This window comes from Janthinobacterium breve (genome assembly GCF_051380895.1).
GTDB lineage: Bacteria > Pseudomonadota > Gammaproteobacteria > Burkholderiales > Burkholderiaceae_D > Janthinobacterium.
Map to the genome: position 1 here is coordinate 25,617 of NZ_JBNYXY010000008.1, position 13,169 is coordinate 38,785.

Below are 13,169 nucleotides of genomic sequence, written 5' to 3' on the forward strand. Positions count from 1 at the left end.
TGCCTTTCTGCGTCATTGTGCTACGTCAATTTGATGGGTCTTGCTGAAACTGTTGCTGAATTACCGCTTAACTTTTATGCGTCTTGCAGCATGGCTTTCATCTTGCCCAGTGCCGTCTTGTTCAGCTGGCAGACGCGGGCGTCGCTCAGGTCCAGCACGGCGGCAATTTCTTTATAGCTCAGTTCGAATTCGTAATACATCTGGATCACGCGCTGCTCGCGTTCGTCGAGCGCGCGCAGGGCTTGCTCCAGGCTGCGCCGCACCATCAATTGCTCTTCCGGGCTCGGTGCGCTGTCGGCTTGCCCCAGGCTTTCCTGCAGCACTTCGTCGAAACTGACGATCAGCTCGGCGTTTTCCGCCAACTGGTATTCCTGGAAGGCTTCCGGCGTCAGCTTCAGGGCGGCCATGATTTCCGCTTCCAGCGGCTCGCGCCCCAGGCGCCGGGTCAGGGCGCGCACGCTGTCGCGCAGGCGGTGGCTCTCCTGGCGCACGGCGCGCGGGCGCCAGTCCTGGCGCCGCAGTTCATCGAGGATGGCGCCACGGATGCGCAGGCTGGCATAGCTGCCGAAAGACTGGTCCGGCACGCCGTAGCGGCGCAGCGCTTCGAGCAAGCCCATCAGGCCGATCTGTTCCATGTCGTCGCGGTCGATGGCGCCCGACACCTGCGAATTGAGCTGGCGCACGATGCGTTTCACCAACGGGGCATACGCCACCAGATGTTGTTGCTCTTCAGCAACGCTGAGCATGGCCGCGCAAGCGCTGGCGGCGGCGTATTCGCCGGCGCCATACGCTTCCTGGTATTGCTCTGCATAGGCCACGGGATCTCCCACTAGGTCGGCTGGCGTGTTGGCTTATTCAATGATCAGCTTGCCGACCATGACTTCGGTGAAGGGTTTTTCCATCTGCTCACGTTCATAGCTGACATTGAAGGCCTTGTTGATCTGCTCGGCGTATTGCTCCACCGTCATGGTCTGCGCCTTGTCCATGGGAAAGCTCGACAAGGTACTGACGGCGATCGAGCGCATCAGCGGCAAGTGGTCCTTGGTCAGCTTTTCCTTTTCCTCGGTGGTGGCGATCACCAGGTCGGCCGACAGATAATGCGTTTCGCTGTCGCCCGGGCCGCGGCGCAGCATCACGATAACTTTGTCCAAGGTGAGGAACTTGCGGGCCTTCTTGCCCGTGGCGGGCGGTGGCGGGGCTTTTGCGTCGGCAACCTCGGCATGGCTGGCGACCGGCTTGGCCAGGTACCACATGGCGCCGCCAGCCGCACCGGCGGCCAGCACGGCCACGGCGACAAAGCCGCCGATCAGTTTCATTTTCATATTCATCAGGCGGTTTCTCGCTCATGCATGGCGTAAGTGGTGCTGGAAGAAGTACCGGACGGCGTGCCGTCGGACAGGGCTCGGCTCGGCTCGGCATCGTCCTGCTGGCGGCCCGGTTGACGCTGGCCGCGCGCATCGCCTTCGGCAAACGCCTGGGCGGCAGGGCTGCGCGGGGTGGCGCTGATATTCACTGCCACGTCGGTGTACTGACGCTGCGCCAGGTCGCTGCGCATGTTTTCGCCGATGCCTTGCAACTGGCGCAAGACTTCCGAGTTCGACGCCGTGACGTTCACTTGCAGCGCGCCGGCCGTGTGACGGATGGAAATTTCAATGCGGCCCAGCATGGGCGGATCGAGGCGGATCGTCGCGTGCTCGCTGTTGCGGCCGATCTGTGTCTGCAGGCGTTCGCCCAGCGCTTCGCGCAGCGGTTCCTGCCATTGCTGGGCCGGACCGTTGAGTTTGATGGTATCGCCGGCCGGGGCCGCCGTGGCGGCATTGCCGACCGCGCCCGTCAGGCCCAGGTTGGGCGCGGGTGCCGGCGTCGCGGCACCACGTTCGCCTTCGCGCGCGGCAACGGCAGGGGCGGCAACGGCTGTTGCCGGCGCGCTTTGCTGCAGCAGCGATTCGAAAGGCTGTGCCGGCGCGCTGCTTTTGGCAGCCGTCGCCGGGTTGGCGGCGGCCAGCGGTTCGCGCATGTCGCGCCCAGCCGCTTGCACCGTTGCCTGCGCCGTGAGGGTGATGGCTGCCGGATGCAGGCTGATGTTGAGTGCCGGGTTGCTCTGCGCTACATTCGCCTGCACTTGTGTCTGTACTTGCGCCTGCGCGCTGGCGCGGGCCTCCGCTGCCGCCGCGTCCGCCGGTGGCAGCAGCGTCACGGGCAAACCGAGGACGGGGGCGGCCATGGCTGGCAGGCTGCTGTCGGCCGGGCTGTCGCTCTCTTTGGCAGGCTCAGCTTTAGCGGCATCGGCCGTTGGCACGCCTGCGCCATCGAGCACCTGCGCAAACAGGGGCAGGGCGGAGGGCGCGGCGCCATTGGCGGCGGCCGGCGCACTGCTGCCATAGCCCGGCGTGCCGGGCAAGGTGGTCGTCTGTGCCGGCGCTGGCGCCGACGCTGGTGCCGCATTGGCCGCCGGTGCCGGCGCGGCCGGCGCCGTGTTGAAGTTCATGATCATGCTTGATTCCCGTCCAAGTCGTATTCGCCGAGCGCGGCGTAGGCGACCCAACCTTCCTTATTTGCCTGTAATGCACCCAGGTGTAAGCCCAGGCGTTCTTTTTCCTCAGAGCAAATTTTAACCGCTTGCGCGTGAATTTTGCGCAATTGCAACAATTCTGTTTGTTCCAGCGCAGTCCATGCGCCCCGTTCGGCCAGTAGCGGGATGTTTTTCGCCAGGCTGGCCGAGAGTTTTTGCATCGCATCCCAGTCCGGCTGCGCGATCGCCGCGCTCAATTGCCGGCTCAGCTGCTGCAGCGCAGCGCGCCTAGGCATTGTTCGCCTGGACGCCCACCCAGCCGCGCTTGATGGTGGTCATCAAGGTCGTCACTTCATCGATCAGCGTCGGGTCCAGTTTGATGCCGGCCGTGTACAGACGCGCCACGCAGTAATCGTACAGGCGCGCCAAGCTGACCACCACTTCGCCGCCATTGTCGAAATCGAGCGAGCTCGACAAACCGTTGATGATCTGCGTGCACTTGTCCAGGCTGATCGCCTTCTGTTCGTAGCGCTTGCCCACGATATGCCCGCGCGCGCGCGCCAGTTCTTCCAGCAGGCCGTCCGTCAGCACCAGTACCAGCTCGACCGGTGTGGCGCGGGCGGTCTGGGAATCCAGGTTGACGGCGTGGTAGCTGCCGTAAGCTTCATTGTTCAACATTATTATCTTCTCGCTATGTTAACGTGGGGCGGCGCGGCTGGCACACTCGCCTTAGGATTTGCTGTTATTAAACATGGCATCGAACATGTCAGAATTCCTGGTCATTTGGTCCTGCAGTACCTGCAGGCGGGAATACTGGTCCAGGAAACGGTTGTAAGCCGTGTTGTACTGATTGGTCAGACGCTCGCTGCTCTTGGCCAGGCTTTTCTGCAGCTTGTCCGTCGCTGCCTGACGCTGGGTGATCTGGCCCTTGGTGACATTGCTCCACTGGCCCAGCACCTTGTCCAGGCCGCCGAGCACGCCGGCCGGCGCGGACAGGCTGTTATTGCCGAACAGTTTGTCCAGGCCGCCAGGATTGTCAGCCAGCTTGGCCGTCAGCTTGGCCGTATTCAGGCTGATCGAGCCGTCGCGCTGGGCGGTAATGCCATACGCCACCAGCGATACGCCATCGACGGTCAGGCGCAAGGCATCGCCCATGCTCGAGCGCAGGGCGTTCAGGCCGGAGTCGTGGGCAAAGATGCCGGCAGCGATATTTTTCTCCGGGTTGCCGGGATTCGCCAGGCCATCCATCACGCTTTTCAGCTTGTTGTAGGCATCGACGAAGGCTTGCACATTGGCAATGGTACCGGCACTGTCGGTGCCGACGGTCACGGTAATCGGGCTTTCGCCTGACGTCATGGCCTTGGTGAACGTCATTTTCACGTCGGGCACGTTGGTGAAGGTATTCGAGGCCTGGGTAATTTTGGTGCCGGAGCCCTGGGCGCCCAGCCAGACGACGGCATCCTTGGGCGCCACGAGGGATTTCTTGTCGCTCTGCAGCGCTGTCTGCAGCGCCGGATCCGTCACACTGGAGGTGTCGATCGAGACGGCATTGGCGAGGCCGGTGAGATTCGACGTCAGCACCAGTTGCGCCTGGTTGCCGATATTGATGACGGACGCAGTGACGCGCGCATTATTCTTGCTGTTGCCATTGATGGCGGCAGCGATTTCCTGCGGCGTCAGGTAGGCGTCGCCATCCTTGTTGGCGGCGGCCAGGTCGATGTCGAAGGCGTTATCGGCGGTGACAGCGGCTGACGGGTCGCCGATGCGGATGGTCATGTTGCCGCCATTGGCCGGCGTGGTACTGCTCAAGCCGCCATACGAAGTCTGGCTGGCCGTGGCCAGTTGTTCGACAAAGAACGCGTAGCTGCCCGGCGCCGCCTTGATGCCGGCCGTGGCCGTGCCATACGCGGTATTGCTGAAGGTGGCGGACTGGTTCAGCACGGATTTGCTGGACGTCATGGCCGACATCGCCAGCTGGAATGCCGAGATGGCCGATTTCAGGTTGCCCAACGCGCTGGAAGTGTTGCTGGCAAGCGTGGTCTGATCCGCCAGAGCCGCCTTTTGCGCTGCCACCGATTTGGTAGCCAGTTGTTGTGCTGTGACGAGTGGATCGTATCGTGGTGCGGTAATTGCGTTTGCCATGCCAGACTCCTGAATAAAGGGATATACCGGTACAAGGCGACCCCCATTCCCGTTTCGTGAAGTTTTCCTGAAAGAAACTTACACAAACTTCATTTTACCTGCCCGCGGAACCAGAACTGCGTCGCCAGCTCGTCTTGCCGCTTGGCATCGACACGTTGTTGCTCATTTGCAACATGTTTTTGTTTTTGCGTCAGCACCTGGTCCAGCACCTCGCGTTTGGCCCAGGCCGTATTCAGGGCGCGCTGCGAGACGGCCATGTTGGCCTCGTGCAGGTGCAGGTCGGTACGGTGCTGGTCGGCCATCTGCATGACCGCCTGCTTGAAGTTGCCGCAGTTGACGGACAGGGCCAGGGGCAGGGCGCCGCTGGGGCCGCTGTCCGTGTACAGGCCCGTCAGGCGCTCCAGGTTTTTCTGGTAGCGCTCGCGCACGGCCGTCTGCGCCGCCATTTCACCTTGCAGGCGTTCCACTTCGGTGCTGCGCAGGCCGACCAGGGTGGTCAGGTTGCGGATGGTATGCGCGTCGCTCACAAATGCTCCTAGGCCATGATCTGTTCAAGTTGTTCGATGCACGGCCCCATCGGCGCCTCTTCCTTGGTGCCCTGGCACAGGAAGGCTTCGATGGGCGCGTGCAGCTGTACGGCGCGGTCGGTGATCGGGTCGGCGCCCGGCACGTAGGCGCCCAGCGGGATCAGGTCGCGCACGCGGGCATGGCGCGCCATCGACGCTTTCAGCGCGCGCGCCGCCTGCATGTGCTCTGGCGTGATCACTTGCGCCATGCAGCGGCTGATCGAGGCGGCGATGTCGATGGCGGGGTAGTGGCCCCGCTCGGCCAGTTCGCGCGTGAGCACGATGTGGCCGTCGAGAATCGCGCGCGCCGTGTCGACCACCGGGTCTTGCTGGTCGTCGCCTTCGGCCAGCACCGTGTAGATGGCGCTCATGCTGCCTTCCGGGTGGGCGCCATTGCCGGCGCTCTCCACCAGTTGCGGCAGGTTCGAAAACACGGACGGCGGATAGCCGCGCGTGGCCGGCGGTTCGCCCAGGGCCAGCGCCACTTCACGCAAGGCCATCGCATAGCGCGTCAGCGAGTCGACCAGCAGCAGCACGTGCTTGCCCTGGTCGCGGTAATGCGCGGCAATCGAGTGGCACAGTTCGGTGGCCATGATGCGCATCAAGGGCGACTCGTCGGCGGGCGCGATCACCAGCACGGCCTTTTTCAAGCCTTCGGCGCCCAGCGACTTTTCGACGAATTCGCGCACTTCGCGGCCCCGTTCGCCGATCAGGCCGACGACGACGACATCGGCCACCGTCTGGCGCGTGATCAGGCCCAGCAGCACGCTTTTCCCCACGCCGGAACCGGCCATCAGGCCCACGCGCTGGCCCTTGCCCAGGGTCAGCATGCTGTTGATCGCCCGCACGCCCACGTCCAGCGGTTCGATGACGGGTTGTTTCTTCAGGGGATTGATTTTCGGCGGCGTGACTTCCAGGATGTGCTCGCCACCGAGGCGGCCCAGGTCATCGATCGGCTCGCCCAGGCCATTCACCATGCGGCCCAGCCACGACGGGCCGATCTGCAGGCTGGCCTTGTCGGGCAGGGGCAGTACGCGCGCGCCGGTGGTCAGGCCCGTGGCCTTCTTGAACGGCATCAGGTAAGACAGCTTTTCGCGGAAACCGACGACTTGCGCATCGAGCCACTCGCCGCTCACAGTTTCAATTTGACAACGCTGGCCCGTGTGCAGGCGGCAGCCGGCGCTTTCCAGCAGCAGGCCGGACGCGCCGACCAGGCGGCCGGTGGGCGTCGCGACCGGGATGTCGCCGATCTCGAAACTGCGCAGCGTGTCGGCGATCATGCAGGCGCGCCCTGGTCAGCGTGTTCGGCGGCCAGCGCCAGATGGCTGCTGACCTGTTCCATGCAGGCCGACAGGCGCTGGTGGCAGCCCGCGTCGACTTCATTGTCGCCCGCCTTGATGCGGCATTCGCCCGCGTCGAGCCTGGCGTCGGCGATCAGATTCCAGCGCTTGGCGCGCTTCGGATCGAGTTCGCTGATGCGTTTGAGTTCTTCCGGATTGAGGAAGACGTCGATTTCTTCGCGCGTGGGCGGCATCGAGGCCAGGGTCTCGTCGACCAGGGCCAGCAATTGCACCGGTTGCAGCGCCAGTTCGGCGCGGATCACCTGGCGCGCCACCTTGGCCACCAGGTCGACCACTTCCTTGCGCTGCGCTTCGCGGTAATCGGCGCGTACTTTTTTCAGGTCGCGCAGGATGGCGTCGACGGGGCGCGCCAGGCGGTCCAGCGCCACCAGGGTTTCATTGCGGCCTTCTTCGCGGCCCTGCGCCATGCCATCGTCGCGTCCGGTGTCGTAGCCATCCTGCTGGCCTTGCACCAGGCCCACTTCGTAGCCGTCGCGCTGGCCTTGCTCGAAACCTTCCGAGACGGATGCCTGCCACTGGCCATCCGTATCCTCGTTGGAGGCGCGCTGGCCGGCGGCGATGAATTGCGACAGGGGCGGGAAACGATACGAGCGGAAGTGTTTCATTCGATCACCGCTTCAGCAAACAGTTGCACTTCGATCTCGCCCGCATCGGCGAGGCCCTTGACGGTGGCCATGATTTCCTGGCGCGTCTGTTCGATACGGCTCAAAGGCACGGGGCCGGAACGGCGCATCATGTCTTCGAAGCTTTGTGCCTGGCGGCGCGGCATGGTTTTCAGCACGGCGTCGCGGATCGACGGTTCCGCGCCCTTCAGGGCGATGGCCCACTGTTCCATCGGCACGTCTTCCAGGATGCGCGTGAGCGTGACATCGCTCTGCGTGGACAGGATCAGGAAGTCGTACATGCTCAGTTCGATTTCCGAGACCACGTCCGGGTCGTGCGCGCGCAGCAGTTCAACCAGCGCGGCGCGGTTGCCCGGCATGCGGTTGAGAATCTCGGCGGCCTGGCGGATGCCTTCCACGCTGGTGCTTTGCGTGTCGAGCGTACCCAGGCAGCGGCCCACCAGTTCGTCGAGCTCGACCAGCAGGTCGCGGTCGATCTCGTCCAGGCGCGCCAGGTTCAGCAAGACCAGGTCGCGGCCTTCGACGGGCAGGGCGTCAAGGATCTGCCCGGCCAGCGCGGGCGGCAAAAAGGCCAGGAACACGGCTTGCATCTGCACGTGCTCGTTGACGATGTATTCGGCCAGCCATTTTGGCGAGGCCCACTGCAGGCGCGCCATTTTCGGGCGGATGGCGTCGCCGTAAATGTTGTTCAGCACGCTATTTGCGATATCGCTGCCCAGCGCCATGTCCAGCGAGCGCTTCAGGTAGCTGCGCGAGGCGCCATGCACGCCGCTTTGCTGGCGGTAGTCGTCGAAGAAGGTCTGCATGGCCGTTTTCACGGATTCGACCTTGATGCCGCTCATGCGCGACATCACTTGCGTGACTTCCAGCAATTCTTCGCGCGACAGGCAGCGCAGCACGTTGGCTGCCTGCTCTTCGCCTATGCTCAGCAGCACGATGGCAGCTTGCTCCACGGGATTCAGGCTGACGCTTTCGTACTCAGCGCCGTCGGAGGGATTATTGTTGTTGAGTTCGGCCATTTTTCTGCATCCATTGTTTGACGACTTCGGCGACACGCTCGGGTTCTTTTTCAGCCAGCACTTTCAGGTGGTCGACCATCACGTCAACCGCCGAGCCTGGTGGCGGCAAGTCATAGTTTTCCAGCAGAGGCACGACCGGCATGCTGCCAGCGCCGGTCTCGCCTTCGAGCGCCAGCGGGCTGCCATTCACGCCCAGAGCAGGCGCGCCGGCGGCCGCTGCGCCATTCGCGCCGGCGGCGCTGCTGCCGCCCAGTGCCAGGGCAGGATCGAGCTGTTTCAGTGCCGGTGGCGCCAGACGCGTGGTCAGCAGGCGCATCAGTGGACGCAGGATCAGGAAGTAGCCGAGCACGGCGCCCAGGGCGTACAGCAGCCAGCTGCTGAAATCGACGACGGTGTCGCGCTCTTCCCACCACTGCGCCACGGGCGGCTTGGCAGGGAAGGTCAGCGCCGTCAGGCTCAGGCTGTCGCCGCGCTGGGCGTTGATGCCCAGGCCGCTGCTCAGCATTTTTTCAATATTGCCCAGTTCGGCAGGGGTCCAGCCTGTTTTCGGATTCGGTGCTGCGGCGCTGTTGAGCACGACGGCCACGCTGAGTTTTTCCAGGCGGCCACGGCTGCGCTTGATCTGCGTGATGCTGCGGTCATACGCGTACTGGCGCGTGGTGGCGTTCTTGCGGGCCGTGCCATCGTCGGACGGCTTCGGCGCGCCATCGGCCGGCGCGGCGCCTGTGGCGTCGGCCGGTGCGGGCACGGCGGCCGCTGGCGGGCGGTTCGACAGGCTGCCGGGAATGCCGGCCACGGTGCGGTTGCGTTCCTGCTCTTCGCGCATCGCTTCGCTCGTCACTTTCGGGGCTTCGCCGTATTTTTCCAGCGTTTCGTCCACGCGGTCGTTGTTCACGGCGGCCGTCACGCTGAGTTTGAAGTTGTCTTCGCCGATGACGGGTCCCAGCAAGCCCGTGACGTTGCGGCGGATCTCATCCTGGAAGCGTTTCGCACCTTCATTGCCGGCGGCCGAGGCGTCGAAGCCGTCCGTCAGGTCGACGTGCGAGGACAGCAGGTTGCCGCCCTGGTCGACCAGGCTCACGCGCGTCGGCGCCAGGCTGGCGACGCTGCCGGCCACCATGTTGATGACGGCGGCGATCTGTTCCGGCGCCAGCGTGCGGCCCGGTTTCAGCGCCACCACCACGGAGGCGGACGATTTGTCGCCGTCGCTGGCGACAAACGAGGTCGACTTGGCAATCGACAAATGGACGCGCGCCGAAGCGATCGAGTCCATCGTCATGATGCTTTGCGCCAACTCGCCTTCCAGGCCGCGGCGGAAGCGCACGTCCTGCACGAATTGCGATACGCCCAGCGGGTCATTCTTGTCCATCAGTTCCAGGCCGGCCGGCAGCTGCGCCGTCACGCCTTTCGAGGCGAGCAGCATGCGCACCTTGCCCAGCATGGCATCGGGCACCAGCACCTGGCCGCTGTCCGGGTGCAAACGGTAGGGGATGTGCTCGGCGTCCAGGGTGGCCATCATGTCCGTCACGGCCACTTTTTCGCGCGCGCCAAACACCGGCTTGTAGTTGGCCTGATCGCGCCAGGCATACATGGTCACCATGGCGGTGATGCCGATGGCCAGCACGACGATGGGAACCAGGTTTTTCAGCAGGGCGGGCGGGATGGCGGGCTGGGCACCAAGGCGCCAGCGCGCAAATGCGGACTTCATGGGGGTAATCACTTGGGGTAACTTTCGCTGGGAGGCTGGGCGTGGATCAGGACGTGAAGATTACAGAGGCAGTTTGATGAGCTCATCGACGGCGCCCATGACCTTGTTGCGCACTTGCATCAACATGGAGAAGGACAGGCTTGCTTCCTGGCTGGCCAGCATGGCGCCGACCATGTCGTCACTCTTGCCACTGTCGACGTCGCTCATTTTCTGCGCGGCCATGCGGTCGTCGCCATTCACCTTGCCGATGGCGTCTTGCATGCTTTGCGCGAAGGAGAAGCCGGATTGTTCCGGCGCGCCGAATTGGGCGGCGGGTGCGATGCTGGCGCCCAGGGCGTGCGCGTCATTGCTCAGTGCTGCCAGATCGGCCTTGATCAGACCTGCGAGTTCGTTGCTCATCTTGCCCTCTACTTTCAATATGCGGTGACGTATCAATCAGAATTACTGGTGTTGCCAATCCGGCAGTAATGCATGTGAATGCCATCCTGCCCGGCCCGATCCGCAGGGCCCATCAGTTTTATCAGTTGCCACACCATCCGCTCAAGCAGACTCAAACAAACTCAGCAAACCCACGCCGAATGATTTACATGGCCATGACAACTAATATTTATCTGATAAAAGTTTCTGCTGTTGGCAATAAGAAGGACTGAAAACTGCCATAAAAACCGGAATCAGGTAAGCGGAATGGCGCACTGCAAATCACTATTTTGTCGCTATAAGCTTACCTCGGGGCAACTATAAAGTAAAGAGAGGATTGCCTCAAGGAATATTGATACATGGCAATATTTAGCTTTTTCATGTATTGTTCAGCACCGTAGTCATCTAGCATGCGATACGATGCGCAATCGTTTGCTTGCAGGCCTGCCGGCAAGGCCAAGATGATGCTGTATTTAATTTCGGGCGATCCGTATAATTTGTTCTGCCACCGCAATACCGACATGACCACTACATGACAATCATTACCAAGACAGATCAAACTGTGCGCCATCAAGTCCTCGATTCCTGTCTGCTTGGACGTCCTGTCCATTTGCTGCATGTATTCGGCGCCCAGCTGCGCGACGACCTGGCCGTGGCCCTGCGCCAACCGATGAGCCGTCGCTACTGGGGTAATTTCCAGATCGATGGCGTGACGTTGTCGCGCGTGGAAAACGAGGACAGCGTGAATCGCTGGCTGAGTTTTTCCACGCCGGCCGGCCAGACGGGCTTTACGCTCGAACGGCAAATACTTTTGAGCGTACTGAACTACCGCTACGGTAGTGCCGGCGCCAAGGGTGCGCTGCCCGATCCGGCGCAGGTGCGCGTGACGGCCACGGAAGAGCGCCTCGCTGTGGTGCTGGGACAACAGTTGGTGAACAGTTTGTTCGCCCGCATCCACAAGAACCTGCAAACGCTGGGCAAAAGCAGCGACATCGACACCAGTGCCGAGGTCGCCGTGCAGTCCGGCGTGCACCCGCCGCGCGGCAGCTGGATCGTCAGCGTGGCGCTCAGCGACGTCGAAGCGGGGCAGAGCGGTCACTTCTGGTTCTCGCTGGACAAGCGCCTGATGGCCGACGTGCTGCGCGGCCTGCTGCCCGAGCGCGCGCAGGCGAAGAAGGCGCTGCGCAGCGTGCGCCCGCTCGCTTCGCGCCTGCAAGTGACCCTGGAAGGCCGGCTGGTCAGCAAGCAGGTGCAGCTGGGCGCCTTGTTCGACCTGCGCGTGGGTGACGTGATTCCCGTCAGCCTGAGCCGCACCGACGTGATGCTCGACGATTCCCGTTTATTTACAGCGGCTGTTTCCGAACACAAGGGCAAGCTCTGTTTAACCTCATTTGAAGATGTCGAATAATATGAATATGACCGATACCAACCAGAGCGAAACCCTGCTGGAAGACCTGGGCGATGACATGATCATCGACCAGGGCGACGTGTCCGATGTGGCCAGCACCCGCGCGCGCCGCGACATTCCGCAGATGATGCGCAAGATTCCCGTCACCCTGACACTGGAAGTGGGTTCGGCCCGCATTTCGCTGGAAGAATTGATGGCCATCGGCCCGGAAAGCGTGATCGAACTCGACATGCTGGCTGGCGAGCCGCTGGTGATCAAGGTCAACGGCACGCCGATCGGCCGTGCCGAAGTGGTGGTGGCCGGCGAGAACTATGGCCTGAAAGTCATCGACCTCGACGGCCTCAATCTCGACCTGATGACAGCATGAAGCTGGCGGTACCCGGTTTGAGCCGGCGCCGCGGCGCGCTGGCTGCCGCGCTGGCTGTCCCCGTTCTGATGCTGTGCTGCAGCGCCGCCGGGGCGCAGGATTTGCTGTCCGGCGTGCTGCCGGGCGCGAAGACCGAGCTGTCGGTGAAGATGCAGATCCTCGTCGTCATGACCCTGCTCGGGCTGCTGCCCGTGATGGTCATGATGATGACCAGCTTTACCCGTTTCGTCATCGTGCTGTCCCTGCTGCGCCAGGCCCTGGGCCTGCAGCAGGGCTTGCCCAACCGCATCGTCACGGGCATCGCCCTGATTCTCACCTTGCTGGTCATGCGCCCCATCGGCGATCAGGTGTGGAAAGACGCGTTCGTGCCCTACGACCGCGACCAGATCGGCATGCAGGAAGCGCTGAAGATCGCCGAAGTGCCGATTTCGCGCTTCATGCTGGCGCAGACGAGCAAGGCCGCGCTGGCGCAGATCGCGCATCTGGCTGGCGAGCCGTCGACCATGCGCCCGCAAGACCATAGTTTCACGGTCAAGCTGGCGGCGTTTGTGTTGTCCGAACTCAAGACGGCGTTCCAGATCGGCTGCATGCTGTTCATACCGTTCCTCATCATCGATCTGGTGGTGGCGTCCGTGCTGATGGCCATGGGCATGATGATGCTCTCGCCGCTGGTGATTTCCTTGCCGTTCAAGCTGCTGCTGTTCGTCCTGGTCGACGGCTGGACCCTGACCGTCAACACTTTAGTTACCAGCATACAGGGCTATTGATCGATGTTTACCCCTGAAGTCGCCGTCGACCTGATCATCGAAGCGCTGCATGTCGTCATGCTGCTGGTGGTGATCCTGGTCGTGCCAGGTTTGCTCATGGGCCTGTTGGTCGCGCTGGTGCAGGCGGCCACCTCGATCAATGAACAGACCATGAGTTTCCTGCCGCGCCTGCTGGTCACCCTGCTGGCGCTGATCCTGGCCGGACGCTGGATGGCCGGTTACCTGATGGATTATTGCGTGTCCATTTTTCAGCGCGCGGCCACCCTGGTCGGATAGCGC

General features: G+C 62.9%; 16 protein-coding genes. 4 read left to right on the forward strand and 12 right to left on the reverse strand.

Going from position 1 to position 13,169, the window contains the following annotated elements; all coding sequences use genetic code 11:
• Positions 1-74: 74 nt before the first annotated feature.
• The 12 genes from ACQ4W0_RS16620 to fliE form a co-directional block, all read right to left on the reverse strand.
• Positions 75-818 (reverse strand): FliA/WhiG family RNA polymerase sigma factor, encoded by a 744-nt coding sequence (locus tag ACQ4W0_RS16620; protein WP_436577741.1) that lies wholly within the window; start codon positions 816-818, stop codon positions 75-77.
• Between the two features lie 33 nt (positions 819-851).
• Complete coding sequence (locus ACQ4W0_RS16625; RefSeq protein ID WP_436577742.1) at positions 852-1,328, reverse strand: flagellar basal body-associated FliL family protein; 477 nt, start codon at positions 1,326-1,328, stop codon at positions 852-854.
• Positions 1,328-2,494: a flagellar hook-length control protein FliK gene (locus tag ACQ4W0_RS16630; protein WP_436577743.1), complete on the reverse strand. Its 1,167-nt coding sequence runs from the start codon at positions 2,492-2,494 to the stop codon at positions 1,328-1,330. The genes ACQ4W0_RS16625 and ACQ4W0_RS16630 overlap by 1 nt, the downstream gene beginning before the upstream one ends.
• Entirely contained in the window at positions 2,491-2,769 is a 279-nt protein-coding gene (locus ACQ4W0_RS16635) for a hypothetical protein (protein WP_436577744.1), read from the reverse strand. The genes ACQ4W0_RS16630 and ACQ4W0_RS16635 overlap by 4 nt, the downstream gene beginning before the upstream one ends.
• Before the next feature lie 31 nt (positions 2,770-2,800).
• On the reverse strand, positions 2,801-3,190 hold the full coding sequence (gene fliS / locus ACQ4W0_RS16640; protein WP_436577745.1) for a flagellar export chaperone FliS: 390 nt from the start codon (positions 3,188-3,190) through the stop codon (positions 2,801-2,803).
• Between the two features lie 51 nt (positions 3,191-3,241).
• Complete coding sequence (fliD, locus tag ACQ4W0_RS16645; RefSeq protein ID WP_436577746.1) at positions 3,242-4,654, reverse strand: flagellar filament capping protein FliD; 1,413 nt, start codon at positions 4,652-4,654, stop codon at positions 3,242-3,244.
• Positions 4,655-4,743: 89 nt separating this feature from the next.
• Positions 4,744-5,181, reverse strand: coding sequence for a flagellar export protein FliJ (locus ACQ4W0_RS16650; protein ID WP_070289072.1), 438 nt, complete (start codon positions 5,179-5,181; stop codon positions 4,744-4,746).
• Positions 5,182-5,189: 8 nt separating this feature from the next.
• Positions 5,190-6,500 (reverse strand): flagellar protein export ATPase FliI, encoded by a 1,311-nt coding sequence (fliI, locus tag ACQ4W0_RS16655; protein ID WP_436577747.1) that lies wholly within the window; start codon positions 6,498-6,500, stop codon positions 5,190-5,192.
• Positions 6,497-7,186: a flagellar assembly protein FliH gene (gene fliH, locus ACQ4W0_RS16660; RefSeq protein ID WP_436577748.1), complete on the reverse strand. Its 690-nt coding sequence runs from the start codon at positions 7,184-7,186 to the stop codon at positions 6,497-6,499. The genes fliI and fliH overlap by 4 nt, the downstream gene beginning before the upstream one ends.
• Positions 7,183-8,223: a flagellar motor switch protein FliG gene (locus ACQ4W0_RS16665; protein WP_436525675.1), complete on the reverse strand. Its 1,041-nt coding sequence runs from the start codon at positions 8,221-8,223 to the stop codon at positions 7,183-7,185. The genes fliH and ACQ4W0_RS16665 overlap by 4 nt, the downstream gene beginning before the upstream one ends.
• Positions 8,201-9,931, reverse strand: a complete 1,731-nt coding sequence (gene fliF, locus ACQ4W0_RS16670; protein ID WP_436577749.1) for a flagellar basal-body MS-ring/collar protein FliF — start codon at positions 9,929-9,931, stop codon at positions 8,201-8,203. Before fliF ends, ACQ4W0_RS16665 begins: the two co-directional genes overlap by 23 nt.
• A gap of 60 nt (positions 9,932-9,991) precedes the next feature.
• A complete protein-coding gene (gene fliE, locus ACQ4W0_RS16675; protein ID WP_102122262.1) occupies positions 9,992-10,330 on the reverse strand; it encodes a flagellar hook-basal body complex protein FliE in 339 nt (112 codons plus the stop codon).
• Between the two features lie 550 nt (positions 10,331-10,880).
• Between fliE and ACQ4W0_RS16680 the strand changes: the two genes are divergently transcribed.
• Genes ACQ4W0_RS16680 through ACQ4W0_RS16695 form a run of 4 tightly spaced genes read left to right on the forward strand, consistent with a single transcriptional unit; the run spans position 10,881 to position 13,166 of the window.
• Positions 10,881-11,756 (forward strand): FliM/FliN family flagellar motor switch protein, encoded by an 876-nt coding sequence (locus tag ACQ4W0_RS16680; protein ID WP_436577750.1) that lies wholly within the window; start codon positions 10,881-10,883, stop codon positions 11,754-11,756.
• Between the two features lies 1 nt (position 11,757).
• Positions 11,758-12,123, forward strand: a complete 366-nt coding sequence (locus ACQ4W0_RS16685) for a FliM/FliN family flagellar motor switch protein (protein ID WP_046684914.1) — start codon at positions 11,758-11,760, stop codon at positions 12,121-12,123.
• Entirely contained in the window at positions 12,120-12,890 is a 771-nt protein-coding gene (fliP, locus tag ACQ4W0_RS16690) for a flagellar type III secretion system pore protein FliP (RefSeq protein WP_436577751.1), read from the forward strand. The genes ACQ4W0_RS16685 and fliP overlap by 4 nt, the downstream gene beginning before the upstream one ends.
• Before the next feature lie 3 nt (positions 12,891-12,893).
• On the forward strand, positions 12,894-13,166 hold the full coding sequence (locus ACQ4W0_RS16695; RefSeq protein WP_034757874.1) for a flagellar biosynthetic protein FliQ: 273 nt from the start codon (positions 12,894-12,896) through the stop codon (positions 13,164-13,166).
• Positions 13,167-13,169 lie beyond the last annotated feature (3 nt).